The following is a 25911-nucleotide window of genomic DNA, read 5'->3' on the forward strand; positions in this document are numbered from 1 at the left end:
TTTACCGGGCAGAGATTTCTATAATCTGATCGTTCGTTCCATTACTGGTTGCTACATAGACTTTTCCTTCTGGTGATTGACAAATTGCCCGTAACCTGCCAAATTGATTTTGCAGAAAATCCTTTGTAGCGGTGATTTTACTGCCACCTTCATCCAGTTTCAGTTGCAGTAACCTTGATCCTTTAAGTGCAACAACCAACAAGGAGTTTTTCCATTGTGGAATGTAATCAGAATTGTAATAAGTCAAACCTGAAGGAGCAATTGTCGGTGTCCAGGTGATCATGGGTTCAGCAATATTATTCAAAGCACAAAATGCTTTTTCTGCATCAGTATTACATAGGCCCTCTACATTTGGCCATCCATAATTTCTGCCTTTCTGAATCAGGTTAATTTCATCATCATTATCAGGCCCGTGTTCCGAAGAGTATAGTTTATTATTAGCCAGCACTAATCCTTGCGGGTTTCGGTGTCCATAAGTCCACAATGGATTGTTTGGCAATGGATTATCTGAAGGAATAGAACCGTCCAGGTTTAATCTTAATATCTTTCCTGAGAGACTGCTTGTGTTCTGTGCCGCAGGGGCAGCATTAGCATCGCCTGTGGTGATTAATAACTTAAGATCCGGAGTAATGAGTAACCTTGAACCATTATGAATGGAGGAGGCCGGAATTTGATCCAGCAAGACTAACGGGGCGCTTAATATTCCGTTATTGAATGTAAAACGAACAACCTTTCCTTTATAACTATTTCCGGAACCATAATCGTAAACTACATATAAATAAGGGTTGGTATTGAATTGCGGGTGTAATACCATGCCTAACAAACCACCTTCGCCAAGACTGTTTACCTCGGTAATGGTATGGACTAAAGTGATTACCCCATTGAGTGGATTTAACCGGCTGATTTTACCAGCCCTTTCAGTGAACCAGATAAAATTATCTGGTCCAATATGATCTCCCACGGAAACTTTAACGATTGAGTGAGTATTTCTGTTTTTATATCAGCATCCGGCAGTGTTCCCGGATTATCATTATTTTTGCTCTTTTCACATGCTGATAGAAAAAACAGAATAAAAATTGAAGTAAAAATTGTTTTCATAGCAGGATGTTTATTGATTAAACAATATAAACAATCCAGATTGAATTATGTTTAATTAATTGAAATACACATAGGTTATACCATCTCCACCTCTATCAGCATGTTCATCTTCTACCCTGTTCACCTCGCTGTATTTCCTTAGGTATTCCCTGATTAATTTTCTTAAAATACCATCACCTTTTCCATGAATCAGTTTAATAAACGGAAAACCCAGCATAATAGATTTGTCCATATATTTTTCCACTTCCTGTATTGCATTCTCTCCACGCATTCCACGCAGGTCTAATTCAGCAGTAAAGTTCCCGATAGCTTCAGATATTCTGCCAGAAAAAAAGAAATTACTCTGTACTACTTTTTTAGCTTGCTTATTGCTAATCTTTTGTACGCGATCTTTTTTCACAACTGAACGGAGGTCACCTAATGCCAATACTAAATTGCCACGGTTAACTTCCATCACCTGTCCCATCGTTTCCGTATTAATCAACTGAACCCAATCACCAACCACAATAGGTGTATTTGAAGGAATTAACTTTTCAGGCTTCTTCTCTTCTTTAACCTGGTGCTGTACCAGAACCTTCTGCAGGTTTTGTCTTAACTGTTTGGTCCCTTCTTTATCTGCCTGATTTTCTTTAATCCCGGCAATTGTATTTTCTACCAGTTTATTGGCATTTTTGATAATTTCCTGTGCTTCAAGTTTTGCCTCTTTAATCAGGATTTTCCTGTTTTCTTCCAAAAACTGCTGCAATTCCTCATTTTCTTTAACAAGGTTTTTTACCTTGTTCTGCTGAAGAGATAACTGGATTTTAGTATCGTAAATTTGTTTTTTCTCTCTTTCCAGATCAACTAACAAACTATCTATTCTATTCTGATTTGTTCCGGTCTTTTCTCTGGCCAGAATCAACACCTCTTTTTGCAAACCGATGTTCTGGGCAATTTCAAAAGCATAAGAGCTTCCTGGTTTACCTATTTCCAGTACATACAACGGTTTCATCTTATCATTATCGAATAACATCGAGGCATTTTCAAGCCCTGGAGTATTACCAGCAAATAATTTAAGGTTAGAGTAGTGGGTAGTCATAACCCCTCTTACTTTCTTATTATTCAGTACTTCCAGAACCGCTTCAGCCATTGGCCCACCAAACTGCGGATCAGTTCCTGTACCAAATTCATCAATCATAACCAATGATTTCGGTGTAGCATGAGCAACGAAATAACGCATTTTTGTTAAATGCGCACTATAAGTACTCAAGTCACTTTCTATACTTTGATCATCACCAATATCAGCAAAGATATTATCAAATATACCAACCTCACTTGATTCATGGGCAGGTATCAGTAAGCCCGATTGTAACATCAGCTGCTGCAATAAACCAACCGTTTTCATACAAACTGATTTTCCACCGGCATTAGGTCCGGAAACCAATACAATCCTTAAATTTTCATTCATATGAATATTCAAAGGAACCACTGTCTTTTTATCTTCTTTAAAAGACAAGTATAACAATGGGTGTGTTGCATTAATCAGTTTAATCCGGGGTTCAGCTACCAATACTGGCATATCAGCCTCCACTTCAATCGCAAACAATGCTTTAGCTCTTACAAAATCAAGTTTGGTCAAAAAGCCATGATAAGAAAGCAGTAATGGAGTAAACGGCCTTAAATCATCCGTAAGTGCAATTAAAATTCTAATGATTTCCCGTCTTTTATCAAATTCAAGATCTCTGATTTTATTGTTCAGTGTAAAAACAACTTCTGGCTCCATATAAACGGTCTGCCCGCTCGCAGATTCATCATGAATGAAACCTTTTAACTTACGTTTATTCTCTGCCAGAATGGGAATACACATTCTTCCGTCACGGATTGTTAAACTTCCGTCTGCTACCCAGTTACTGGCTACTGCCTGCTTGTAAATAGCATCCATCCGTTTACGTACTTCCTGTTCACCTTTGGCGATATCACCAATAATTTCCTGCAATTTAGAGGAAGCATTCGGCTTGATTTTACCTTTAGCATCAAGAATCGTCTCTATTTTTTTAAGGATATTTTTTTCTACTGGTAAATGCTCAAACAGCGCTTCCAGATTAGGATAAACATCTTTTCTCTCATCAAAAAAACGGAGTACAGAAAAAACAGTCTGCAAAGAGAGATAAATTTGAAATAACTCATCTTCCATCAGGTAACTGCCTTCTACTCTGATCTTCTCTGCGAGCGATTTAATATCAAAAAAAGTACTGATCTGTAAGGGTTCCTGGTTTTCCAGGATATTTTTAAACTCTTTAGTTTGTCTTAAAAACTTATTAATCTGATCAAATTTATTCATCACCTGCATTTTGCTGACCATGTATTGTCCCATCACTCAGGCAGGCAATGCTTCAGGATGAGTTGTCTGACTTCAGTGAAGCCAAGTCTATCTAAACAATTATCGGGATATATCATTATTATTGAATCTTTTTAGCCGTACTGATATCAGCTTCCTTTTTTATCGAAGCTTCCTGATCTGTACGTACTTTAAATTTTTTAGCCTCTGCTTTTTTTACTTTTTTCAATTCAGCTACTTTAGCCAGGCTATCTTTTTTCATCTTTTTAGCAGCTTCCGCTTTAGTCTTTTTGATCAAAGCTTCTGCCTTAACCAGACTATCTTTTTTTGCAGCTGCTTCTCTTATCACCCTTTTTGGGTCTGCTTTGTCCAGGCTATCTTTCTTTGCCTTTTTAATCGCTTCAATTTTCTTTAATCTTTTCGCATTGATTTTATCTTCTTTCTCTTTTACCTTCTTTAGTTTTGTAGTAATCTTTTCGTACATCACATTCAAAACATCAGGATGATCATAATAGTAATTCATGCTCTTGTTATAAAGAGCAGAATCTATTTCAAACCGCTTATAAATACCTTTATAATAAGCAGCACTAGTGTTTTTAGCTGAATCAGGATCAGGAATAGTGGCAATAAATCCATCGGCTATATGAATATCATATAAAACCTCTCCCATCTTGTCTGGCTGAATAATATCAGAAGGTATACCTGGCTTACATCCTCCAATGCTGATTAACAGCAGACAAATGCACAAAAAGTTTCTCATTGTGTATAAAACATTATTTTTTCCGTAGCTATTTGAGCTAAGGTTGTTAATTTTACCAAAAATACTGATAAATGAGCATAGCAGATAACTTATTAAAATATAAAAAGGAATTAGAAGGGGAAAATGTTGAATTAATTGCTGTATCAAAATTCAATGATGCAGAAGCAGTTTTAACGGCATACAATGCGGGACAAAGGATTTTTGGTGAAAATATCGTCCAGGAATTAGTAGAAAAACATGAAGCCCTGCCAAAAGATATTGAATGGCACCTGATTGGACACCTGCCTGCAAACTAATAAAGTTAAATACATTGCTCCTTTTATCAAATTAATCGAGTCGGTGGATAGTTTGAAATTACTTGCAGAGATTAATAAACAGGCTGCAAAGAACAACAGAGTGATTGACTGTCTGCTGCAAATTTATATTGCTGATGAAGACACTAAATTTGGTCTGGATCACGCAGAAACTATTGAATTATTACGTTCGGAAGAATATCTTGCGATGAAAAACATCAGGATTACTGGTCTGATGGGTATTGCGAGTAATAATGCTCCGGAAAAACAAACTAAAGATGAATTTCAGGAACTGAAAGTATTATTTGATGGTATCAAAACAAGCTTTTTCAGAAAAGAAGATTCATTCAAAGAATTATCTATGGGAATGTCAGGTGATTACAAATTAGCGATAGAAGAAGGCAGTACTATGGTAAGAATAGGAAGTAGTATTTTTGGTGTTAGAAAAATCAAACATTATAAAGCATAACCTAATGGATATTCAACTCAGTTTTGCAGCACAGGAAGATTGCCCGCGTTTATTAGAGCTCATCAAAGAATTGGCAGCATACGAAAAGGCTACTGAACAAGTAACAGTTACCTTAGCTGAATTTGAAGAGGCTGGATTTGGAGCGCAACCCGTATGGAAGGCTTTTGTAGCAGAAGATGCGACAGGGATTCTAGGCTTCGCTTTATATTACACCAGATACTCTACATGGAAAGGTCGTCGTTTATATTTAGAAGACTTCATTGTAACAGAAAGTCAAAGAGGAAAAGGATTAGGAAAACTTCTGTTTGAAAGAGTCATCAAAGAAGCCAGAGATAAAAACTACAACGGCATGACATGGCAGGTACTCGACTGGAATGAACCTGCTATAAATTTCTACAAGAAATATGATGCACAGATTGAAAGCGGATGGTTGAATACCTCTTTTAATAAAGACCAGTTATAAGCTTCTGAACGATCGTAATATTGTAATGATAATTAAAAAAACAGCTATGAAAACAAGAAATTTAGCCGCACTGTTATTGGTTACATGGTTTTATGCCTGCAATAACCCAAAAAGAACAGATAAAGTGATTGATTCTGCTATTTCTGCTGTTACAGAAACAAAAGCAGATACATTAGCTTTTGCTTTTGATTCAATTAAGATTTACAGTAAAATTCAGAACTCAAAAATTAAACAGCCCGCAGATACTGCTAAAGCTGTTATAAGCTATCCGGTTTTTAAAGATCAGTCAATAAATAAATTTCTGGAAGATCGTGTAATTGGTCTGGCGGGAAAGCAGGGTCATTACAAAACTTATAAAGAACTGACAGCTGGATTTATCAAAGAGTACGATACTTTTAAAAGCACAGCTTCGCAATCAGAATCCGCGTGGTTTTTGGACATGAACTTAAAGGTCGTAACTAATTATCCGAATTATCTGTCTGTGCTTTATAGATATGTTGATTATAAAGGTGGTGCACATCCAAATACACTGTTTACCTATTTCAACTATGATCCTAAACTTATCAAACAATCACACTTGATTCACTGATCAAAGCTGATGGTATGCCAAAACTAAGAGCTGTAGCAGAGAAAATATTTAGAAAAAACGAAAAACTAAGTGCAAGTGCAAGTCTATCAGAAGGGTACTTTTTTGATAATAATGTATTCACTTTAGCCGAAACTTTCACGATCACTAAAGAAGGATTAAAATTCCTGTATAATCCTTACGAAATCAAGGCTTATGCCGCAGGAACCACTACATTGATCGTTCCTTTTACGGAAATCAAAGACATATTAAAGCCAAGTTCTATTTTAAACAATTTCAAATAAAAAATGCAGGTATTTAAATTCGGGGGTGCTTCTGTAGTGAATGCAGAAGCAGTAAAGAATCTTGTTGCTATTATTCAGCAAGCTGAAAAAGAAAATCTGCTTATCGTAGTTTCTGCGATGGGCAAAATCACCAATAAATTAGAATTGCTTTCTAATGCCTATATATTCGGACAGGAAAACACACATGAGTTACTGGAAGAAATCAAAGCTTATCATTTTAACATATTAAATGATCTCTTTAGCAATCATGATCACCCGGTATTTAATGATATTGCAAATACTTTCGTAGAAATTGAATGGTTATTAGAGGAAGAAGCGAGTGATGCTCCTGATTATATTTATGATCAGATAGTTTCTATCGGTGAAGTTTTATCAACCAAAATTGTTGCTGCTTATCTTAATGAAAGTGGCTTGCCGGCTACCTGGGCAGATGCAAGAAATTTCATCAAAACAGATAATACTTACCGTGAAGGAAAAGTAGAATGGGATAAAACAGAACTGGAGATTCAACGGAATCTTGTTCCATTATTAAAGAAAAGCATTGTGGTTACACAAGGGTTCATAGGAAGTACAAGTGAAAATTTCACTACTACTCTTGGACGCGAAGGCTCAGATTATTCTGCTGCTATCTTTTGTGCCTGCCTGAATGCAACCTCACTAACCATATGGAAAGACGTACCGGGGGTATTAAATGCCGATCCTAAATGGTTTGACGAAACTGAACGTATCCCACAGCTCTCTTACCATGATGCAATTGAGCTGACCTATTACGGGGCTACAGTTATCCATCCAAAAACGATTAAACCACTGCAGAATAAAAATATCCCTTTGTATGTAAGATCATTCCTTCACCCAACCCACGACGGAACAGAAATTAATGGTATAAACAGTGAATTGCCAGTACCTTCATTTATTTTCAAAGTGAATCAGGTCCTGATTTCTATTTTACCAAAAGACTTCTCTTTCATCATTGAAGAAAACCTAAGTGATATTTTCAGTCTGTTCCATAAACACAAAGTGAAGGTCAATACTATGCTGAATTCAGCACTGAGTTTCTCTGTGAGTGTAGACCATGAAGAAGAAAAGATAAACAACCTGATCCAGGATTTATCTATCTTATATAAAGTAAAATACAATAAAGGACTGGAATTAGTTACCATCCGTTATTATAATCAGGATACAATTATAGAGTGACTGTAAACAAAGATATTTTGCTCGAAGTAAAAAGCCGTCATACCTGTCAGATTGTAATGAAAGATAAATCAGCTATTGAATAAGCAACTCACAGATCAGCCCGTTCAGGAATATATCCATGATAATTTAAATGCAGATGTGCATAAAATTGCCATGGCAAAAAGCCCTTTTGCCGGAATTACAGGTAAAGAACTGGCAAATCAGATAGCTTCCAAAAAGAAGTCTTTGCGGAAATTGCCTACCTGGTTTAATACGAAATTGATATACTATCCGGCATTGTTATCCATAGAGCAATGCTCATCTGAACAGACCGCAGCTTATAAAGCAGGACTAGTTAAAGGAAATACAATCATTGATCTAACGGGTGGATATGGAGTAGACAGCTACTATTTTTCAAAGCAAGTGCAAGCCGTTACGCATTGCGAAATCAATGAAGAATTGTCAGCTATTGCCAGTTATAATGGAGTTTTATTAAAAGAAGAAAACGTACAGTATTTGTGGCGATGGTATTGAATTCTTAAAGAATACAAAACAGGAATTTGACTGTATCTATATTGATCCGGCCAGAAGGAGCAGTTCAGGAAAAGTTTTCATGCTAAAAGACTGTACGCCTAATGTAGCAGAAAACCTTGATTTATTATTATTAAAGGCAAGGCAGATACTTATTAAAACTGCCCCACTCCTGGATCTTAGTGCTGGTCTGAAAGAATTAAAGCATGTGGCTGAGATACATATTATCAGCGTTAAAAATGAGTGTAAAGAATTGATCTGGGTTATAGAAAGAGATTTTGAATCACCCACTAAAATCATTTGCACAACTTTAAATACAGAACAAAAACAGTTCAGTTATATAATGGGCCAAGAAGGCTCTACGGCTATGGCAGGTACTATAATTCCAGGACAATATTTATATGAGCCCGATGTAGCCCTTTTAAAAAGTGGTGCTTTTAACCTGATTGCTGAAAGATACGAACTGCAAAAATTCCATCATCAAACACAGCTATATACATCTTCTGCTATACATACCGAATTTCCCGGAAGGATTTTTAAAATTGAAGACGTGGTGTCAGCAGCAAAAATCAAGAAAGAGAAAAATCTCGTTGGAAACGTAATTGTCAGAAACTATCCTGACAAGGCAGCATCTTTAGTTGATAAATATCATATTAAACCTGATGATACACAGTTTATGATCTTCACACAGAGCAGTATTGTAGGCAAAACTATCATCAAGGCTACAATTATACAGCATTATTAATACAAAAAGCCTCCCAATGGGAGGCTTTAACCAATCAGAATAAAAGATTGGGTTTATACCTTTTTCACGTTTACAGCCTGTAAACCTTTTTTTCCTTCAGTCACATCAAACTCTACATTATCATTTTCCTGAAGACTCTCAATACCGCCTACAACATCTTTGAAATGAACAAAAATATCTTTATTTCCTTCATAGATGATAAATCCATAACCTTTCTGCGTATTAAACCATTTTACTTTTCCGGTACTCATAATATTCAAGTATAAAAATTAATATTTCTTTAAATTATCAATTATATCAAATTTAAAGAAAATCATCTAGTATTTAAAATTATTTATTGGGTTGAGGAGTAGTTCTCAGATATGGTTTTATAACTTGATGTCCCTTAGGGAATTTGGCCGGAATATCCTCTGTTTTGATACTATTCATAACCACTACATCCTCACCATACTGCCAATCAGCTGGGGTAGCAACACTATATTTAGCAGTCAGCTGTAATGAGTCAATCACTCTTAATACCTCGGTAAAATTCCTTCCTGTTGAAGCCGGATAGGTCAGCATTAACTTCACCTTTTTATCAGGAGAAATCACAAATAAAGAACGTACAGTAAGTGTTTCAGAGGCATTAGGATGAATCATATCATATAGATCAGCAATCTTTTTATCTTCATCTGCTATAATAGGAAACTCTACAGTCGTATCCTGCGTTTCATTGATATCCTGTATCCATCCTTTATGAGATTCAACAGAGTCAACACTTAATGCGATAACTTTAACGTCTCTTTTTTCAAACTCTCCTTTTAACGAAGCCGTACGACCAAGTTCTGTGGTACACACAGGTGTATAATCTGCAGGATGTGAAAAAATCACTCCCCAGCTATCGCCAAGAAATTCATAAAAATCGATATCACCAATTGATGTTTTAGCTTTAAAATTTGGAGCGATATCTCCTATTCTGATACTCATAATCTTATTATTTTTTGATTTAAAATCGAACAACTATACCTAATTACAAACACTACTAATATAGTAGATATTTCTACAATGTGCAACAGCATTAGATTTAATGATCTTATTCAAACAATCTCGGCTGGAATGATATTTCCGGAAGATCGCCCCCTAATTGCTCATTAAACACTTTTATTGCGTGAGTCGCCAGTAAAGGCGTATCCAGTTCATCACGCTGATGCAGAAAAAAATAAATCTTTTTAAGTCCTTTTTCCTGCCACAGCTTAAGCCTTGCCCCCCATTCATCGATCCTTGCAAAATCACTCTTTTTGTGGGCGTGACCATTACCAATAAATCTGATAAATACTTCCTGAATAGTAACTTCCATATGAACAAGGTCTCTCCTTCCACTTACATCAGTAATTACAGCGCCTTTATTGGTAGCCGTAAAAAGTTCAAATACCTGCTGTCTGATTACCGGATCAGAAAACCATTGTTCATGTCTCAGTTCTACAAAAACCTTAGGTCCTTTAGGTAATGACTTAAGATAATCTTCCAGAACTATCAGATTTTTCACTCCGAAATTCTCACTTAACTGCAGAAAACAAGGGCCAAGTGTATCTCCAAATTCAGCGATTGCTTTAAAATATTCGGCCGTAGCATGCTCCGCCCCTTTCAACCTTTGATCATGGCTGATAGTTTTTGGAAATTTAGGACAAAACAAAAATTCTCCAGCTGCGTTGTCAGAGGCTTGCTTTCTCCATTTACGTACAGATTCAACAGAGGGAATCTGATCTGATAATAAACAGCATTTAACTCTATAGAATTGAAATGTTTAACATACTCATCCAGGAAGTCAGCTTCTTTAGTTTTTGGCGGATAGATTAATCCAACCCACTCTTTTCTGCCCCATTTAGCACAGCCTATAAAAACCTTAGCTTTTCCTTTACTTGTCCTGTTTAACACCTTTTGGGTTTGTACTCCATCTTCAGGGAGGGTAAAATCTACATCCTTAACATTTTCCGAATTTACTTTTCCAAATTCCATGCGATTGGCTTTAAAAACAAAACCCCGAAACAAGCATTATGTTTTATTTAAATAAAAAGCATAAAACAAAGCCCCCAAGCCGGCCAAAATTCTATGACAGAAATCACAATTTCCATTATTCTATTTTAGATGAGGGTTTCAAATCAGAATTATTGTCTATCGAATTTTATATATTGGTTTAATTCAAAGGGTTACTTATCTTTATGGATTGCCAGATATTTATACACTTACGACATCACTATAGGGATTTATATGAAAAATATTGAAAAAACAATACCGTTTAAAATAGAGATTAAGCATACTGAGTTGGGAACGGTAACTCTATTGACTGCTGAATCTGGAATTTCGGATAAAGGCAGCATAACCTTTGAAAATAATAAAACTCTTTTGGCAAGTTATGTATACAATGCAACATCATATAACCTGATCTACACAATTATAGACAGTAATGGCGATGTAGAAGATAGTTTCATGGAAGATGACGGAATCTTACCGACACTATTTATAAGTCCCGGCAAACAGAATTATGTTTCTATAGTTCCTTATCATCCTGACAAAGAATTTGAAATAAGCATCCCCATTTTCAATAGAGATGCTCTCGAATTACCCAAGGGAAATCGACCTTTTATCGGAGATTTCATAAATACCTGTACTCATTATTCCATCTTTCATGATGTGGATATCTGGTCAGATACCAAACCAGATAAAATGATGAGTATTGAATTTAAAGACAATATGATAAAGAAAACATAACATAACATAAAGCTCCCTTTACCAAGGAATAACAAAATATTTATCCAAGACAATACAATTCAATTGTTAGCGAAAGAAAATGATAGTTTCATACACCGGCAGATAGACGAAAAAGGAAATGAATTGGAAAGAAGAGTTCTAAATTTAGAACAAAAAAAAATCGATCAGATATTGAAGATTTCATTTCATTATAAATCATATTTACTCCATGAGAAGTCTGGAAAAATATCGGTTATTATTATAGAAAAAGATGGGACTTCATCATCAAAAGAATTGTACAATATTACGGATCCTTTTTACAATAGCTGGCAACCGGTAGAAGTTGGCCCAAATACTTTTATAACAAGATTTAATGGAGAATTCGGTAATGGTTGGTTTACAATAAAAGAAGACCAGCTAATTGAATTTTTTTACAGTAAAGGACAAATGGGATATAAAAATTTATTAACTAATGATGTTTTAGAAATGGAACATGAGAAGTTGGTTATTTCGGGTATAAATAAAACAAAGAATAATTCTTATTCCGTTATTTTTTACCCACAAACAATTGAAAAAACAAAAAACAAAAATCTTATAATTCTCAATCGCGAAATAAAATAATAGCACGATTTTACAGGGATTTTCAAAAAAGCGTTTCGCTTAGTTATATACTTTGATCATATAGACATAGTTTTCAATTTTGTCTATCTGTTTTGTTCTGTTTAAACCTTGTAAAGGATTCTTTTTAGCAAATACAACCTTCTTACCCAATGAATCCTGAGGAATAGCATTCAGCGCCTCCAGAATGTATTTAGACTTAATGGCGAACGTCGCACCGTCTACCTGGTTTTCTTTAGCAGTAATCACACCAATAATATTTCCATAGTTATCCAATAACGGACCACCACTGTTTCCAGGATTGATCGGAATAGAAACCTGGTATTGTGTAGTATCACCTACATGACCAGTTTTTGAGCTGATATAACCTTCACCTAATACTGCATCATCTTTAGGATCTAAAAGTATATATACATTCTCTCCCATTCCAATACTGTTTTTCTTTAATTTGTAAGGAATTGAAGAAAGTGATGTGAACGAATCGTCAGTAATTTTCAGGATTGCAATATCGTACTGCGGGTCACGGTAAACAACTTTTACCTTGAAAGACTCCCCCTTATTATTTTGTACATAAACTGAATCTGCGTCTCTTACAACATGGTAATTCGTACAAAGATATCCGTTAGCAGTTAAAGCAAATCCGGTCCCGCCAAATTGAGCAGCCTTAACATGCCCCTTTTCAGTTTTAGGACTTGAATTGATTGTTCTAACCAGTTTGTTCTGACTATTCTTAATATTAGTAATCTCTCTGCGCATCACTTCATAAGTACCATTTTGCAAGGTATTATGTTGTATTGAGTAAATAGAGAATATAGTTAAAAGGATAAACGAAGCAGCAATAGCCATTGCTGACTTATTTTTGCGCCACATATTGATAATGAATGAAGGATGTGGTCTCAGCTCTTCACTTAGTGAAGCTACATCTATACCTGCATGAGCTTTATCCATTTGCTCTTTCAGAGAAAGGACTTTACCATATTGCTTTATTGCATCCATAAAAACTTTATGTGCAACTACTTTATGATCAATTACAGGATCATTGGCACGCAGTTTATCAAAAGCTTCTGCTTCTGCTGGTGTTAGTTTACCCTGAAGGTAATCTTCAATGATAGCATCTAATTCTATGTCGTTCCTCATACCGCAATTAAGATTGAAAAAATAATTTCTTTAATCTCTGCAGACATTTATATTTCTGAGTTTTGGCATTATCCGTATTGGTATAGCCAAATTTCTCACAGATATCCTGCATGGAGAGATTATTAATATAAAAATCCTGAATAATAGTTTTGCAAGGTTCCCCCAGGTTTTGGAGTGCTGATCCCATCTTCTCAAACTGAAGATCCTTCTCCTCATGGTATTCTACATCTACCTCAACTGACACTATATCTTCAAAATCAAAACATTATTAGTTTTTTTGCTTTTTGCTGTGCAAGCTTTTTTAACCAAATGCGTCTGCAAACTGAGTATATATATGTCTTTAGTTTACTGCTTAGCTCAAAATCTCCGCTCTTAATTTTATTATATAAAATAATAATTGCTTCCTGATAGACGTCTTTTGCATCGTCCTCATCACCGTTATTATTAATAATAAACTGCAAAACCATCGGAAAATACCCGATGTAGAGCTTATTAAGTGCATCTTCTGAGTTATTTAGTATCCCTAAAACTACCTCTCTATCTGTTGGAACTGAATCGCTTAACTTGTTACTCACCAATTAATACATTTATACGTGAATGGTAACCCAATATTAGACAAAAAAATTATTTTAAATCTTTTTTTTAAAATGGTGGGTTACCTTTTAATCTTTATGGTATTAATCTGTAAAATTAATTAATTATTTTAAACAGAATTCAAATGAAAAACTTATTCAAATTTGGCTTTTTAGCTTTAGCAATCTCTTTATCAGTAGTAGCAGCTTGTAACTCAGAAAAAAAAAGCTGGTGCAACTGACACTACAGTAACTGATTCTTCAGTAGTTACTACTGACGTTGATACTACAGTTAAAGATTCAACAGTTAAAGATACTGCAGTTAAAGTTACTACAACTGAAGTTAAACCAGCTGCTGAAGCTAAAAAATAAGCTAGATAAAATCTACAGAAAGGCTTTGGTTCTCCAAAGCCTTTTTTTGTGCCTATAGGTTTGAGTAAAATGCTACCTTTGCATTTGTAAAAATATTCCTATACATGAATTTATCTCCTCTACAAGCTATATCACCAGTTGATGGTCGTTATAGAAATACCACACAAAATTTAGCTAAATATTTCTCGGAATCGGCTTTAATCAAATATAGAGTATACGTTGAAATCGAATATTTCATCGCTTTATGTGAAACAGGTTTAACAGGTTTAAGCCATTTTGATAAAACAAATTACAGCAAACTCCGCAATATATTCGAGCAATTTAGTGATGCAGATGCTCAGGAAATAAAAGATACAGAGAAAATCACTAACCATGATGTTAAAGCTGTTGAATATTTTATCAAAAAACAATTCGATGATCTGGGCCTTGGAGACTTTAAAGAGTTTATTCACTTCGGGCTTACTTCTCAGGATATCAATAATACTGCAATCCCTTATACTTTTAAGCTTGCACTTGAAGAAGAATACTATCCAAATATCCAGTTACTGATTGTTAAACTTCAGGAATTAGCTACTGAATGGAAAGATATTCCTTTATTAGCTCATACTCACGGACAGCCGGCATCCCCTACTAAACTGGGTAAAGAATTTTTAGTTTTTGCTGAACGCCTGGAAATTCAGCTGAACAATCTGAAAAACATTCCACATAGTGCAAAATTTGGTGGTGCTACCGGAAATTTCAATGCACATCATATCGCTTACCCTGGAATTAACTGGGTAGATTTCTCTAACAACTTCGTCAATACAATTTTAACATTAAACCGCGCACAGCATACTACTCAGATTGAACATTATGATCAGTTTGCAGCTCAGTGCGATGCGCTAAAAAGGATTAATACAATTATTATTGACCTTGACAGAGATATCTGGGCATATATTTCTAAAAATTATTTCAAGCAAAAAATCAAAGAAGGCGAAGTTGGTTCTTCAGCCATGCCACATAAAGTTAACCCTATCGATTTTGAAAATGCAGAAGGTAATGCTGGTATAGCTAATGCATTGTTTGAATTTTTTGCTGCAAAACTTCCAATTTCACGTTTGCAAAGAGATTTAACAGATTCTACCGTATTAAGAAACGTAGGCGTACCAATGGCACATACTGTAATCTCTATTTCATCTACTTTAAAAGGGCTGAACAAGCTTTTATTAAACAATGAGGTGATAGCGGCTGATCTTGAAAATAACTGGGCAGTAGTTGCCGAAGCTATTCAGACTGTCTTAAGAAGAGAAGCTTATCCAAATCCTTATGAGGCTTTGAAAGATTTGACCCCCGTACCAATCAGAAAATTACTGCACATACTATGGCAGATTTTATTGATGGTCTTCAAATCAATGAAGATTTAAAACAAGAACTTAAACAAATTACTCCGTTTAATTACACAGGAGTATTTTAAGGAAGTTTAATATTCAAACAAGGTCATAATCTACAATAGTATATAATGACCTAAAACAGACATCGATATCTGTATTTGAATTACGAATTATTTATTTTTGTAAGAAAAAAGAGACAATGACTATTAACGTATATACAGAACAAACGCCTAATCCTGCCACCATGAAGTTTATGGTTAATAAACTTCTGATTAATGGCAGCGAGGATTTCGCTACAAAAGAAAGTGCTGAGCATTCTCCTTTTGCAAAAGAATTATTCAAGTTTAATTTTGTTAATGGTGTATTTTTCGCAAGCAACTTCGTAACCATTACAAAAACTGAAGACGCTGAATGGCCAGATATCGAACCAATATTAAAGGAGTTTGTTAAAGGTGCTGTAGAATCAGAATATAAAATTAAAGAAGCAACAGCTGAAGAAGCTCCTGCTTTTGAAGGATCTGATCTTGAAATAAAAATTCAACAGATATTACATGATTACGTTCGTCCTGCTGTAGAACAGGATGGTGGTGCGATTAGTTATAAATCATTTGAAGAAGGTGTGGTTACTGTTGAACTTCGTGGTTCATGCAGCGGCTGTCCTTCCTCTACAATCACTTTAAAATCTGGTATCCAGAATTTATTGCAGCGTATGGTTCCAGAAGTAAAAGAAGTAGTTTCAAACGCTTTATAAGTAAACCAACTCCGTATAAAAAAGGGGTCTGTGAATTCACAGACCCCTTTTTTATACTCTCTTATACTTAGCTTTCAAAATGTCTCTGAATAGCTTCCAGCATTTCCATATCTACCAAACCATTTGTAGCCAGAATTTGCCTGCGTTCGATAAAATCATCGCCACCGCTAAAGTTCATTACCTTTCCTCCCGCCTGCTGAACGAGATAAGCACCGCCAGCCAGCTACGTCATAAGAATTCAGGTTATATTCAAAAAATGCATCGAATCTGCCACAAGCCACATAAGCCAGATCTACCGCAGCTGATCCAATTCGTCTTAAACCATGTGTTTTCTGCATTAATTCTGCCAGCAACTTCATGTACTGAGCTTGTTTATCAAACTCATAATAAGGAAATCCGGTAGCCAGTAAAGAATCTGCGAGCGTATTTCTTTGTGAAACCCTTATAGGTTTATGATTCAGATAAGCAGGCGCGTCTTTATAAGTATGAAACATCTCCCCCCTGTTAATCTCATAAACGACTCCTAATACAGGTTTATCTTCCTCATATAAAGCAATGCTGATAGAATAAGTTGGCACCCCATGAATAAAGTTTGTCGTCCCATCCAGCGGATCAATAATCCAGTTATATGTCTTTCCTTTAGTATTTATCGTTTGCTCTTCGGTCGTAAAACCCGCATCTGGTATTAATTGATCAAGATTTTCGACTATAATCTCTTCTGCAGTTTTATCTACATAAGAAACCAGGTCATTTAATCCTTTGAATTCAATAGCATCAGCATCAAAACGCATCGATTCCTTCCGTATAAAATTGCCCGCTAACCGGGCAATTGCGATAACTTGTGAACTCAGTAATTCGTAATTCAAATTGTAAAATTTAGCTTGTGTGTGTTTTTTTATTCTTAATTGAGAACGCAACAAGTAACAGGCCGCCAATAAACAAGAGAGAAGAAATCAACTCTGCCTGAGTAAAAGAAATACCAGCAACATGATATTTTGAATTGACACGGATCAGTTCGACAAAAAACCGCTCCAGTCCATTCATCATTAAATAAATTCCGAACATCATTCCCGGAAGCTTAATCTGGTGGCGTATGCGCCAAAGAATAAGAAATAAGATAAAACATACAATTACTTCGTAAATAGGCGTAGGGTATACAGGCAAAGGTAACACGTTACAGAATTTCCCTACACACCCCGGAATAGGTACCCCCTCCATCGCTACATTATTCGGATAAGTATATGCCCATAACCAGTCAGGCAACCAGCTAAAAGGCTTAGGATTCATATTTACAATCCCCCAGTCCCCATCACCAGACAGATGACAGCCAATTCGGCCTACGCTATAAGCCAGCATCATACCAGGTCCGCCGACATCCAGCATATGTAATGGTTTGATTCCGTTTTTCTTTGCTATATATAATACTGCAGCACCACCACAGATCAGTCCACCATAAAAGGTAAGTCCGCTGAAAGATAGTAAACCACCAATAGGGTCTTTAATAAAACTATCCCAATGCTCAAGATTATCAAATATTTTTGCTCCCAGAAAACCCCATACAGCAGCCCATACGATCATATTTCCCATTAATTCATAAGGATGCTCGGTAACTTCTACTTTTTTAGGCTGGGTGAGTTTGAATTTGTTTTTTTCTTTATAGTCCCAGTAAGCAAATAACCCGGCGAAGAATAACCCGCCAAGAATATTTCCTTTCAACGACAATAACACCGTCTGCGCATCACTGACAAACAAACGATAGTTTAATAAAGCATAAACCAGTTTATAACCAATCAGAAATCCAAAGATGCAGTTATATAAAAGCTCTGTAGTCGTTGCTGGTTTACCGATTGTAATTATCCTTTTTACAGGATGTAATAAACCGAGTGCTTCCTTCCTTTTCAGCTCCTGAGTAAAGGCCCAGTAACCAGCAATAAAAGCCAGGGCGACAAATACTCCAAAAGTATTAAAAGGTAATGGAACCTGTATACCAAAAAGATATTCTATAAAATGGGAAACGGTAGGAAACATACGCGTATATTTTTTAACGCGAATATAAGATTAATGTGCTAAAACTTCTTGAATTTCCATAACTTCTACCTCACCATCAGCAGTTAATTCCATTAGTCTGACAGTTTTAATTTCATTGACCATTACAGGATCATATTTAGCCTTTACCTTAACGTAATTCTTGGTAAAACCATGCATGAAACCATTTTTTTTCTGATCATCTTCAAATAAAACCTCTCCAACAGAACCAATCTGTGACTGGTAAAATGCCCTGCGTTTTTTATCAGATAAGATATGAAGCATTTTACTTCTGTCTGCACGGGCACTACCAGCAACTACGCCAGCCATCTCCGCAGCTTCAGTCTGCTCACGTTCTGAATAAGTAAATACATGCAGATAAGAAATATCCAGTTCATTAAGGAACTGATAAGTATCTAAAAAGTCTTCCTTCGTTTCTCCCGGAAAACCTACAATTACATCTACTCCAATACAACAATCAGGGATAAGTGCTTTAATTGTCGCTACACGTTCTGTATACAAATCTCTGCGGTAACGTCTTTTCATCAGTCCCAGGATCTTATCAGAACCAGATTGCAGGGGAATATGGAAATGTGGTACAAATCTTTTTGAAGAAGCTACAAAACTGATAATCTCATTACTTAATAAGTTGGGCTCAATAGAAGAGATCCGGATTCTTTCAATTCCTTCAACTTCATCTAAAGCTTTCACTAAATCAAAAAACTTGTCTTCACGCTGTCCGCTGCGAATTCCAAAGTCACCAAGGTTCACTCCGGTAAGTACAATTTCCTTCACACCACTTTCAGCAATTTGTTTTGCACGGTTGACCACATTTTCAATGGTATCACTTCTGCTGCCACCTCGCGCAAGCGGGATCGTACAATAAGTACATGGATAATCACAACCATCCTGAACTTTCAGGAACGTACGTGTTCTGTCACCTATAGAATAGGCAGCTATAAAATTATGATTTACTTTTTCAATATCTTGCTGATGAATAACAGCTTTTGGTAATTTCGTCAGATCTGAGATATATTCTACGATACGGAATTTCTCAGCCGCACCCAATACCATATCTACACCTTCAATTTCGGCAATTTCAACTGGTTTTAACTGCGCATAGCAACCTACAATTGTAACATATGCATTTGGCGAATACTTAAGAGCCTCCTTCACTACCTTACGCATTTTTTATCCGCATGTTCTGTAACAGAACAGGTATTGATGACATATACATCCGCTCCGTCTGTAAAATCTACTACAGCATAACCTGCATCAGTAAAAAGACGTCCGATAGTTGAAGTTTCCGAAAAGTTTAACTTGCAACCGAGTGTATAAAATGCTACTTTCTTCATTGAAATTTATTGTTATGAGGCAGATAAACACGTATACAACATCATATAATGTTTAGTATATCAGCATTCATCCAGGGTGCAAAGATAACTTTTTAGATTAATGTTTTTATAACCCCAAACATTTGTGCATTGTCAAATTACAGACTATCCTTTGTTTTCATTCCAGCGAAAGCTATCCTGTTCTAATCCTGCAAGGTCTATAACCCTGCTCACGACAGTCTGCGCAACTTCCTCAATAGTTGTTGGGATGCTATAATAAGATGGGCTTGCAGGGCAGATAACCCCTCCTGCTTCAGTAACCGTTTTCATATTATTAATATGTATCAAACTAAAGGGTGTATCTCTGACTACGGCAATCAACTTTCTGCGCTCTTTTAAAATCACATCAGCAGCTCTTGAAATCAGATCATTGGATATGCCATGGGCGATCCTTCCTAAAGTCCCCATAGAACAAGGGATAATAATCATTGTATCGAATCTTGCAGACCCGGAAGCGAAGGGAGCGTTAAAATCCATCTTCTGATAAAAATCAAAAGGATAATTATCATAATCACTATTTCCTAATTCAAAACGCCAGACTTCTTTTGCATTATCAGACATCACGACTCCCACCGTTTCTATCTGATCAGCCAATTGCTGAAGATTGCTTAATAAAAGTTTAGCATATATTGAACCGCTGGCTCCGGTGATTGCGACAATGATTTTTTTCTTCTTCATAAAGTGGTTCAAAGATACGCAACCTATAGAAACAAAAAAGGGCCGAAAATAAATTTCCGGCCCTACATCTACCTATGAAAAACATACCCTCGAAAGGGTAAGCTCAAATGTAAATTCTTTTTCTAACAAAAAGAAAATTTTAACACTTTTTAAGTATTTATGATACAATGATGTCAAAGTGTTCCTCTTACACCATGTTAAGGCCATTTATCTTTTGTGAAGATAGGATAAAAGTCTTTGTTATTTTTAACATCCGATTCAAAAATCCCAATATCGAACACCTTCGTCCTGTCCAAAAAGTCATTTATCCTTCCTCCTGACCTCAAATCGAACATATATTTCAAAAAAATATTAAAAATTAAAATACTGTCTATGAATAGTTTAAAAAATAATTCAGATTTTAGTTCAGAAATATTTGTTAGCGTAATTAAAATTCGTACTTTTGTCAAACTGAAAAACACGGTGGTTTTAGCTCAGTTGGTTAGAGCATCGGTTTGTGGTACCGAGGGTCGTGGGTTCGAGCCCCATATTCCACCCAATCAGTCAAAGGGGCCTTTACAGGCCCCTTTCTTGTTAAAGGGACACATTAGGGACACAATAAAAAACGGATATTCACCTTTGAAACCATACTCAAAACCCGTAATACGCAAGTCCGATCCAAATAAATGGTACATTGACTGGAACCATAAAGTTCCATTAGAATTAAGACAAGAGTTCCCCAAATTGTTTCCAAGGTCAACAAAACGCATAAAAAAATATGGGGATATCAATCTATATGATGGAGAGATACGCGAAAAAAATGCAGAAGACCTTCGCGCCGATTGGGAGTTTTGTTTAAAACATTTCAATTATGATCCATTTGAAGAGATAATCTCAAAACTTAAAGAAGTAGAAAAACTAGAAGCAGAAGCCGATAAACTCGATTCGGTTCAAGAAGAACTTTTGGAAGAAGACAAAAGAAAATTACTACCTATAACCAGGGCCTTTGATTTCTTCCTAGAAAGTAGAGAGGCTCGTACTGGAAACGGCAATACTATGTCGACTTGGCGGGGCACTATAAAATGGTTAACCTCATATTTTACAGAAAAAGAAAGAATCAACGATCCCATCAATTCTGTCAGAAGAATTGAAATAGCTAATGCAGTTAACCAAGCTAAGAAAAACAGGGAGTGGGAAAATACTACATATAACAATGAGGTGTCAAATGCAATGACAGTTTTTAACTGGTTGGCCACTGAAGAATATATGCTTAAAAATCCCGCAAAGGCTACTATTGAAAAAATAAAAGCTAAGGTTTCAAAACATGAATGGTATCGAAGAGAAGAACTTAATTCATTAAGAGTATCATTATTAGAAAATAACTGTTTACCTGTATATAGGGCCATGCAGTTTACATACCATCTGTGCATCCGGAGTAAAATAGAATTAATGAAATTAAAAGTTTCAGATATAGACACCGAATTGATGAGGATACGTTTCAGTGCAGATCTTTCAAAAGACAATGAAGAGTGTTACCGGGACTATTCTCCAGAATTTGGGGCAATTTTAGAAGAGATGAATTGGAATTCTTTGCCTTCTAATTTTTACGTTTTTGGAAGACGAGGCGAGCCTTCAGAGAGTTTAAATGTCACAAAGACTTTTTAGCGAATATGTTCAGACCTGTTAGGGACAAGTTAGGCTTTACTGATAGACATTCGATTTATTCTATGAAGCACACTAGGGTTATCCATGAGATGATGAAAGGAACTGATCCCTATGCTATACAATACATGATCAGACATGATGAATTAGAATCAGTCATGACTTATATGAGAAAATTCGACCTTAAGTTAAAGAAGGTGTATGATATTGAGGACTTGACATTTTAAGCATCAGATTTAAAAATCCGATGCTTTTGTGTCATTTATAGCCATTTTGGTTTTTAATGATAGAATTAAGTTTTCAACTCGTACAAAAGAATTTTCCTTAATGTGTTTAATTCCTTTTTTCATCATACCAACTTTAAAAGGAGAAGGGTCACTTTCTAAAGCCCATGGTTTAAAACTGCCTCCCCCATTAAATACCAGATCGGTAATAGTGTACTTATACTTTCCATCCTTAACCAGGATAACAATATTAGAAGAAGATACTGGGCCTCCTTCAGAAACGTATACAATTAAAGACCCGACAAATTTACCTGCTACTTTATCTTTAACCTGGATAACATCATTGGCTGATTTGAAGGAAGTAGCAAACCATTCCAGTGTTCTATCAAATAGTTGACTCTTGGTACCAGGAGCTTCCACCACTCCAGTATATGTAATCTTTTTTGTTGCGCTATCAATTGGGACTTGTTGAGCTAACCCTATAAATGGAGCTATTAATAGTAAGGAGAGCATAATTTTTTTCATAAGTTTCTGTATTTATCACTAAGCTAAATAAAAAATCGTAACCGTGAAGAAATCCTGTTATGAATTAACTTCGTTTTTAATATTGACCAAGCGATCAGTAAACTGCTCCACCAAACGATAATTAAGATCAACTGGCCTTGATTTTTCTTCAATTGTAGCATCAATTAATTTCTGAAGTAAAGCTTCCATATTATCCGTTTTGGTTGAATCGCTTTCATAGTTAGCCGTTTAAATTTGCGGTTGAATTACTTACTGTACCAGGAGTATACAACGCCCCATTCTTTGCCATATGGATTGCTTTGCTTACTGATGAATTGTCTACTCTTGCGGGGTTGCCAAATGTGTTTTCAAATGCTAATTGTTTAATCATGGCAAGATTTTCTTCAGGGAGATCTTTACGCAAAATGAGTACTGGCTCGTCCCCTTCCATTTCAGCCACTACTTCACCAGTTTGATTATTCGTAATATTCATACCTCCTTGTTCATGACTAGGTCCTTTTGGTGTAATCATTGCGCCCTTTGATAATTGGGGAGGTTTCTGAGTAGCAATAACAGCAATTTGAGCTAATGTTGCAGTAACAATTGCAGGAATAGCAAAAGGTGATAAAATACCAGTTTGGGCCATGACCATAGTAACTGCTAAAGCACCATTCATTGCTGCCTGAACAATTTGTGCTTTTTGATTTGCCTTCCAGGCTTTGAGCTTTTCAGCAGCAACTTGCTTGTCATTTATCATTAATAGCTTTTTTCTGGGACTCACTTAAACTTTTATTGGCAAGTTCAGCTTCTCGTTGTTTATTTATTTCAGATATTTTGCCATCAGTTTCTGCTTGTCGACCATTGGCTAAAATGGTAAACGCTGCACTCGTAATATCAGAAGCAGCTCTAATAGCATAATCAGCAGCTTGTTTTCCATAATCGTCTTCTAAAGCTTTTTTGTCCTTTTGATACTGTGCGTTTATTAAAATTTTCTCATCAGCTGTTAGTTTTTCGTTAGATATTTCAGCATTATGTTTGGCTTCCAACAAATTAAGTTCCGCTTGTAGTTTACCACCGTAATCAACGGCAGTTACAACTTCGGTCTGCGCAGATGTAATAGTTTTTTTGTTAGCTGCATCAAGTTTAATCTGTGCTTCTTTTTCAGTTTGTCTTTTTATAAATTCAGATCTAAGTTTACCTGATGCGTCTAACATATCCATTTCTCGGATGATGCTATCTTCTAAAATTTAGCCTCTCCATTTTTACCCTCAGTCTTTAATTTTTGGACTTCAGTTATTTGTCTGTAAATTAAGTCCTGAGTTTCCTGATCTTCCTTATCAATAGCCTTTAGCTTTTCATCTGTTGCGAACCTCAGTGCAGCCAGATCATGCAGTTCTTTATCTTTGATACCATCAATAGTAACTTGAACAAATTCCTTTTGAATTTTCTCGAGTTTAGCCAAATCATCCTTTTTAAACTTATCAGATAATTCCAGGAGTTTCGCATTCTTTTCTTTCTCCAGTTGAATGATCTGTTCGTCAAAAACCTTTTTTTGTTGAGGAAACTTGATGGAATTTTGTTGTTGTTTAACAATCATTTCGCGGTAGTGCTCGTCAGTTGCAGAAATTTCCTTTCCATAAGCTTCCATTAAGGTTTCTGCCTGACGTGCTAAACTGGCAATTTTCGCGCTTTCAGCCTCGAGTAATATTTTATCTAATTCTTCTTTATCCTTTTTTCGTTTGGCTTCAGCTGCTGCATCGGCAGCTGCTTGCTGTTTTTTCTGCAACTTGCTTTCTCTATTAACTATATTCTGCATTGAAGTTGCATGTTCAGCATCAACTGTTTCAACCCTATTTCTGGCATCCGCAATTGCTTGTTTATCTTTCTTTGACATGGCATCCTGTTCACGAAGGACAAGAGCCAAATTGGTGTCGGCAAATTCTTTGTCTCTTTGGAAAATTTTATCCTTCAAACCTTTGGCCTTTTCGGCCAACCCAATACGAGCTTCTTCAGATAAAGTTTGTTGACGGATTTTCATCGTTAAAACATCAACTTCTTTCTGCTGCTTAATTTTTTCAGTTGACCAGGCACGTTCTGCTACTGTAAGTTTAAATCTGGCCTCGACAACTGCTGCACCTTCCATAGCTGCAGCTTTAAAATTAATTCCAGTTTTTTTAATTTCATCAGCAGCCTTCCCAGTACTAATAACAAGATCTTTGGCTAGTCCAATACCAGCCTTTATACCATTAACCTGATTGACGGCGGCGAACTCTTTCATCCCATCTTTGATATCGTTAAAAGCAGCTTTAAAATTTCCATTTTTCAAATCAGATATTACACTTAAAATTGTTCTTAAAGGAATTAAGAATGAGTTTAAGGCTGATGCTGCCAATTTGATTCCTCCCTGGTTAGGACCAGCAAAAGTATCAAACATGGCTTTACCAATCGGTGCAAGTAATTTCAATATTTGTTGAAACACATCAGAAAGCCCCCCTAATGCAATTTTTATTTTCTTTGATCCTTCATTAGTCTGAGTAAAATAAGTTATTAAGAAACCCAGTGCAACTATCAAGGCACCGACTCCGGTAGAAGCAAAAGCTAGTCTTAATATTTTTGTAGCAGCGGTTGCTGCTTCGGTAGCAACAGTACCCGCAATAACCGCAGTAGTTTTTGCAGTTTCAGCAGCAGCTTCTGTACCTGTACCAGCAGCTAAAGCCAGTTGTGCAGCTTCAGCTATTTTATTAGCTTCAGCAGATGCTAATTGTGCCTCTTTAGCTACATTCAGTGCTGTTGTATAGGATTTAAACGTACTGACGACACCCATTATTTTGGACTGTCCAGTACTAAAATATCCGAAAAAAGTTGAAAGCATACCACCAAAAGGCCCCAATTTCCCTGCAGCATCTCCAATTGCGCCTTTAAAATCTGCACCGAATTTTTTAGCTGTTTCACCTCCAGAGAACATTTCATTACGCAATGATTCCTGGGATTTCTTCAGCTTATCCAACATTGAGATCTTTTCAGCATAACCTTTTGGATCATCATCCTTCTTCATTTTACTAATTTCACTTCGAAGTGCGTTATACGCGCCAGTAACTTCTCTAAGAGAAGTTTTTGCCTGTTGGCCATTAATAACAAGATTAACGACCGCTTGTTCATTGCTTTTCATTGTTAAGCGC

The 25911-nt window shown here is 36.0% G+C and carries 26 protein-coding genes, 1 tRNA gene and 5 pseudogenes; 14 read left to right on the forward strand and 18 right to left on the reverse strand.

The annotated features are described in order from the left end of the window. Position 1: 1 nt before the first annotated feature. The 3 genes and pseudogenes from ACWYN3_RS17510 to ACWYN3_RS17520 all read right to left on the reverse strand — a co-directional run bounded on the left by ACWYN3_RS17510 (position 2) and on the right by ACWYN3_RS17520 (position 4175). A complete protein-coding gene (locus ACWYN3_RS17510; protein ID WP_456222279.1) occupies positions 2-961 on the reverse strand; it encodes a PQQ-dependent sugar dehydrogenase in 960 nt (319 codons plus the stop codon). A gap of 192 nt (positions 962-1153) precedes the next feature. Next, positions 1154-3534, reverse strand: a pseudogene (locus tag ACWYN3_RS17515) (endonuclease MutS2). A 2-nt stretch (positions 3535-3536) separates the two neighbouring features. Further along, positions 3537-4175, reverse strand: a complete 639-nt coding sequence (locus tag ACWYN3_RS17520) for a DUF4296 domain-containing protein (RefSeq protein ID WP_456222280.1) — start codon at positions 4173-4175, stop codon at positions 3537-3539. 71 nt (positions 4176-4246) lie between these two features. On the opposite strand from ACWYN3_RS17520, the pseudogene ACWYN3_RS17525 reads away from it, so the two are divergent. From ACWYN3_RS17525 to ACWYN3_RS17555, 7 genes and pseudogenes are all read left to right on the forward strand, one after another. After that, positions 4247-4937, forward strand: a pseudogene (locus ACWYN3_RS17525) (YggS family pyridoxal phosphate-dependent enzyme). Between the two features lie 4 nt (positions 4938-4941). Then, the gene (locus ACWYN3_RS17530) at positions 4942-5400 is read left to right on the forward strand and encodes an N-acetyltransferase family protein (protein WP_456222281.1); all 459 of its coding nucleotides are present in this window, start codon (positions 4942-4944) and stop codon (positions 5398-5400) included. 46 nt (positions 5401-5446) lie between these two features. Continuing rightward, entirely contained in the window at positions 5447-5989 is a 543-nt protein-coding gene (locus tag ACWYN3_RS17535; RefSeq protein ID WP_456222282.1) for a PdaC/SigV domain-containing protein, read from the forward strand. A 14-nt stretch (positions 5990-6003) separates the two neighbouring features. Further along, positions 6004-6270: an RsiV family protein gene (locus ACWYN3_RS17540; RefSeq protein WP_456222283.1), complete on the forward strand. Its 267-nt coding sequence runs from the start codon at positions 6004-6006 to the stop codon at positions 6268-6270. Between the two features lie 3 nt (positions 6271-6273). Continuing rightward, a complete protein-coding gene (locus tag ACWYN3_RS17545) occupies positions 6274-7464 on the forward strand; it encodes an aspartate kinase (RefSeq protein ID WP_456222284.1) in 1191 nt (396 codons plus the stop codon). 75 nt (positions 7465-7539) lie between these two features. Beyond that, positions 7540-7977 (forward strand): hypothetical protein, encoded by a 438-nt coding sequence (locus tag ACWYN3_RS17550; protein WP_456222285.1) that lies wholly within the window; start codon positions 7540-7542, stop codon positions 7975-7977. A gap of 79 nt (positions 7978-8056) precedes the next feature. After that, positions 8057-8719: a hypothetical protein gene (locus ACWYN3_RS17555; RefSeq protein ID WP_456222286.1), complete on the forward strand. Its 663-nt coding sequence runs from the start codon at positions 8057-8059 to the stop codon at positions 8717-8719. A 53-nt stretch (positions 8720-8772) separates the two neighbouring features. Here the strand turns inward: ACWYN3_RS17555 and ACWYN3_RS17560 are convergent, their stop codons facing one another. The 4 genes from ACWYN3_RS17560 to ACWYN3_RS17575 form a co-directional block, all read right to left on the reverse strand. After that, positions 8773-8970, reverse strand: a complete 198-nt coding sequence (locus tag ACWYN3_RS17560) for a cold-shock protein (protein WP_041879135.1) — start codon at positions 8968-8970, stop codon at positions 8773-8775. 79 nt (positions 8971-9049) lie between these two features. Continuing rightward, positions 9050-9685, reverse strand: coding sequence for a peroxiredoxin (locus ACWYN3_RS17565; RefSeq protein WP_456222287.1), 636 nt, complete (start codon positions 9683-9685; stop codon positions 9050-9052). Between the two features lie 106 nt (positions 9686-9791). After that, positions 9792-10457, reverse strand: a complete 666-nt coding sequence (locus ACWYN3_RS17570) for a DUF72 domain-containing protein (protein WP_456223060.1) — start codon at positions 10455-10457, stop codon at positions 9792-9794. Then, positions 10343-10714: a DUF72 domain-containing protein gene (locus ACWYN3_RS17575; RefSeq protein WP_456222288.1), complete on the reverse strand. Its 372-nt coding sequence runs from the start codon at positions 10712-10714 to the stop codon at positions 10343-10345. The genes ACWYN3_RS17570 and ACWYN3_RS17575 overlap by 115 nt, the downstream gene beginning before the upstream one ends. A gap of 252 nt (positions 10715-10966) precedes the next feature. Here ACWYN3_RS17575 and ACWYN3_RS17580 point away from each other — a divergent pair, with 252 nt between their 5' ends. After that, positions 10967-11467 carry a hypothetical protein gene (locus tag ACWYN3_RS17580; RefSeq protein ID WP_456222289.1) on the forward strand — a complete coding sequence of 167 codons (501 nt, stop codon included), beginning with the start codon at positions 10967-10969 and terminating at the stop codon, positions 11465-11467. Between the two features lie 63 nt (positions 11468-11530). Further along, the gene (locus tag ACWYN3_RS17585; RefSeq protein WP_456222290.1) at positions 11531-12067 is read left to right on the forward strand and encodes a hypothetical protein; all 537 of its coding nucleotides are present in this window, start codon (positions 11531-11533) and stop codon (positions 12065-12067) included. A gap of 39 nt (positions 12068-12106) precedes the next feature. On the opposite strand, the gene ACWYN3_RS17590 is transcribed toward ACWYN3_RS17585, so the two are convergent. Together ACWYN3_RS17590 and ACWYN3_RS17595 are read right to left on the reverse strand one after the other, a co-directional pair. After that, on the reverse strand, positions 12107-13201 hold the full coding sequence (locus tag ACWYN3_RS17590; protein ID WP_456222291.1) for a S1C family serine protease: 1095 nt from the start codon (positions 13199-13201) through the stop codon (positions 12107-12109). 7 nt (positions 13202-13208) lie between these two features. Then, positions 13209-13668, reverse strand: a pseudogene (locus ACWYN3_RS17595) (RNA polymerase sigma factor). 581 nt (positions 13669-14249) lie between these two features. Between ACWYN3_RS17595 and purB the strand changes: the two are divergent. Both purB and ACWYN3_RS17605 read left to right on the forward strand, forming a co-directional pair. Next, positions 14250-15598 (forward strand): annotated as a pseudogene (gene purB / locus ACWYN3_RS17600) (adenylosuccinate lyase). Between the two features lie 116 nt (positions 15599-15714). Continuing rightward, positions 15715-16266 carry a NifU family protein gene (locus ACWYN3_RS17605; protein WP_456222292.1) on the forward strand — a complete coding sequence of 184 codons (552 nt, stop codon included), beginning with the start codon at positions 15715-15717 and terminating at the stop codon, positions 16264-16266. A 167-nt stretch (positions 16267-16433) separates the two neighbouring features. Here ACWYN3_RS17605 and ACWYN3_RS17610 read toward each other — a convergent pair whose 3' ends face one another. From ACWYN3_RS17610 to ACWYN3_RS17625, 4 genes and pseudogenes are all read right to left on the reverse strand, one after another. Next, positions 16434-17132, reverse strand: coding sequence for an inositol monophosphatase family protein (locus ACWYN3_RS17610; RefSeq protein WP_456222293.1), 699 nt, complete (start codon positions 17130-17132; stop codon positions 16434-16436). A gap of 10 nt (positions 17133-17142) precedes the next feature. Further along, entirely contained in the window at positions 17143-18294 is a 1152-nt protein-coding gene (locus ACWYN3_RS17615; RefSeq protein ID WP_456222294.1) for a prolipoprotein diacylglyceryl transferase, read from the reverse strand. Positions 18295-18324: 30 nt separating this feature from the next. Beyond that, a pseudogene (gene mtaB, locus ACWYN3_RS17620) lies at positions 18325-19646 on the reverse strand (tRNA (N(6)-L-threonylcarbamoyladenosine(37)-C(2))-methylthiotransferase MtaB). A gap of 144 nt (positions 19647-19790) precedes the next feature. Then, positions 19791-20363: a UbiX family flavin prenyltransferase gene (locus tag ACWYN3_RS17625; protein WP_456222295.1), complete on the reverse strand. Its 573-nt coding sequence runs from the start codon at positions 20361-20363 to the stop codon at positions 19791-19793. A gap of 461 nt (positions 20364-20824) precedes the next feature. Here ACWYN3_RS17625 and ACWYN3_RS17630 point away from each other — a divergent pair. The 3 genes from ACWYN3_RS17630 (at position 20825) to ACWYN3_RS17640 (ending at position 22231) form a co-directional block, all read left to right on the forward strand. Continuing rightward, positions 20825-20900, forward strand: a tRNA-His gene (locus tag ACWYN3_RS17630). An 81-nt stretch (positions 20901-20981) separates the two neighbouring features. Continuing rightward, the gene (locus tag ACWYN3_RS17635) at positions 20982-22007 is read left to right on the forward strand and encodes a hypothetical protein (RefSeq protein ID WP_456222296.1); all 1026 of its coding nucleotides are present in this window, start codon (positions 20982-20984) and stop codon (positions 22005-22007) included. Between the two features lie 62 nt (positions 22008-22069). Next, positions 22070-22231 (forward strand): hypothetical protein, encoded by a 162-nt coding sequence (locus tag ACWYN3_RS17640; protein ID WP_456222297.1) that lies wholly within the window; start codon positions 22070-22072, stop codon positions 22229-22231. A gap of 9 nt (positions 22232-22240) precedes the next feature. Here ACWYN3_RS17640 and ACWYN3_RS17645 read toward each other — a convergent pair whose 3' ends face one another. The 5 genes from ACWYN3_RS17645 to ACWYN3_RS17665 are packed head-to-tail and all read right to left on the reverse strand — an operon-like array spanning position 22241 to position 25901. Further along, positions 22241-22753 (reverse strand): DUF4468 domain-containing protein, encoded by a 513-nt coding sequence (locus tag ACWYN3_RS17645; RefSeq protein WP_456222298.1) that lies wholly within the window; start codon positions 22751-22753, stop codon positions 22241-22243. A gap of 57 nt (positions 22754-22810) precedes the next feature. Continuing rightward, complete coding sequence (locus ACWYN3_RS17650; protein WP_456222299.1) at positions 22811-22942, reverse strand: hypothetical protein; 132 nt, start codon at positions 22940-22942, stop codon at positions 22811-22813. A 31-nt stretch (positions 22943-22973) separates the two neighbouring features. Beyond that, entirely contained in the window at positions 22974-23489 is a 516-nt protein-coding gene (locus ACWYN3_RS17655; protein WP_456222300.1) for a hypothetical protein, read from the reverse strand. Further along, entirely contained in the window at positions 23479-23946 is a 468-nt protein-coding gene (locus ACWYN3_RS17660; protein WP_456222301.1) for a hypothetical protein, read from the reverse strand. Before ACWYN3_RS17660 ends, ACWYN3_RS17655 begins: the two co-directional genes overlap by 11 nt. A gap of 26 nt (positions 23947-23972) precedes the next feature. Continuing rightward, on the reverse strand, positions 23973-25901 hold the full coding sequence (locus ACWYN3_RS17665; protein WP_456222302.1) for a hypothetical protein: 1929 nt from the start codon (positions 25899-25901) through the stop codon (positions 23973-23975). Between the last annotated feature and the right edge of the window lie 10 nt (positions 25902-25911).

Source organism: Pedobacter sp. NJ-S-72 (genome assembly GCF_053890575.1).

Bases quoted from the DNA above. Each gene is read 5' to 3' on its own strand.
- ACWYN3_RS17520 (WP_456222280.1), bottom strand. From the start codon at position 4,175: ATGAGAAACTTTTTGTGCATTTGTCTGCTGTTAATCAGCATTGGAGGA.
- ACWYN3_RS17530 (WP_456222281.1), top strand. From the start codon at position 4,942: ATGGATATTCAACTCAGTTTTGCAGCACAGGAAGATTGCCCGCGTTTA.
- ACWYN3_RS17535 (WP_456222282.1), top strand. From the start codon at position 5,447: ATGAAAACAAGAAATTTAGCCGCACTGTTATTGGTTACATGGTTTTAT.
- ACWYN3_RS17540 (WP_456222283.1), top strand. From the start codon at position 6,004: ATGCCAAAACTAAGAGCTGTAGCAGAGAAAATATTTAGAAAAAACGAA.
- ACWYN3_RS17545 (WP_456222284.1), top strand. From the start codon at position 6,274: ATGCAGGTATTTAAATTCGGGGGTGCTTCTGTAGTGAATGCAGAAGCA.
- ACWYN3_RS17555 (WP_456222286.1), top strand. From the start codon at position 8,057: ATGCTAAAAGACTGTACGCCTAATGTAGCAGAAAACCTTGATTTATTA.
- ACWYN3_RS17560 (WP_041879135.1), bottom strand. From the start codon at position 8,970: ATGAGTACCGGAAAAGTAAAATGGTTTAATACGCAGAAAGGTTATGGA.
- ACWYN3_RS17565 (WP_456222287.1), bottom strand. From the start codon at position 9,685: ATGAGTATCAGAATAGGAGATATCGCTCCAAATTTTAAAGCTAAAACA.
- ACWYN3_RS17575 (WP_456222288.1), bottom strand. From the start codon at position 10,714: ATGGAATTTGGAAAAGTAAATTCGGAAAATGTTAAGGATGTAGATTTT.
- ACWYN3_RS17580 (WP_456222289.1), top strand. From the start codon at position 10,967: ATGAAAAATATTGAAAAAACAATACCGTTTAAAATAGAGATTAAGCAT.
- ACWYN3_RS17590 (WP_456222291.1), bottom strand. From the start codon at position 13,201: ATGAGGAACGACATAGAATTAGATGCTATCATTGAAGATTACCTTCAG.
- ACWYN3_RS17605 (WP_456222292.1), top strand. From the start codon at position 15,715: ATGACTATTAACGTATATACAGAACAAACGCCTAATCCTGCCACCATG.
- ACWYN3_RS17615 (WP_456222294.1), bottom strand. From the start codon at position 18,294: ATGTTTCCTACCGTTTCCCATTTTATAGAATATCTTTTTGGTATACAG.
- ACWYN3_RS17625 (WP_456222295.1), bottom strand. From the start codon at position 20,363: ATGAAGAAGAAAAAAATCATTGTCGCAATCACCGGAGCCAGCGGTTCA.
- ACWYN3_RS17640 (WP_456222297.1), top strand. From the start codon at position 22,070: ATGAAGCACACTAGGGTTATCCATGAGATGATGAAAGGAACTGATCCC.
- ACWYN3_RS17645 (WP_456222298.1), bottom strand. From the start codon at position 22,753: ATGAAAAAAATTATGCTCTCCTTACTATTAATAGCTCCATTTATAGGG.
- ACWYN3_RS17650 (WP_456222299.1), bottom strand. From the start codon at position 22,942: ATGGAAGCTTTACTTCAGAAATTAATTGATGCTACAATTGAAGAAAAA.
- ACWYN3_RS17655 (WP_456222300.1), bottom strand. From the start codon at position 23,489: ATGATAAATGACAAGCAAGTTGCTGCTGAAAAGCTCAAAGCCTGGAAG.
- ACWYN3_RS17660 (WP_456222301.1), bottom strand. From the start codon at position 23,946: ATGTTAGACGCATCAGGTAAACTTAGATCTGAATTTATAAAAAGACAA.
- ACWYN3_RS17665 (WP_456222302.1), bottom strand. From the start codon at position 25,901: ATGAAAAGCAATGAACAAGCGGTCGTTAATCTTGTTATTAATGGCCAA.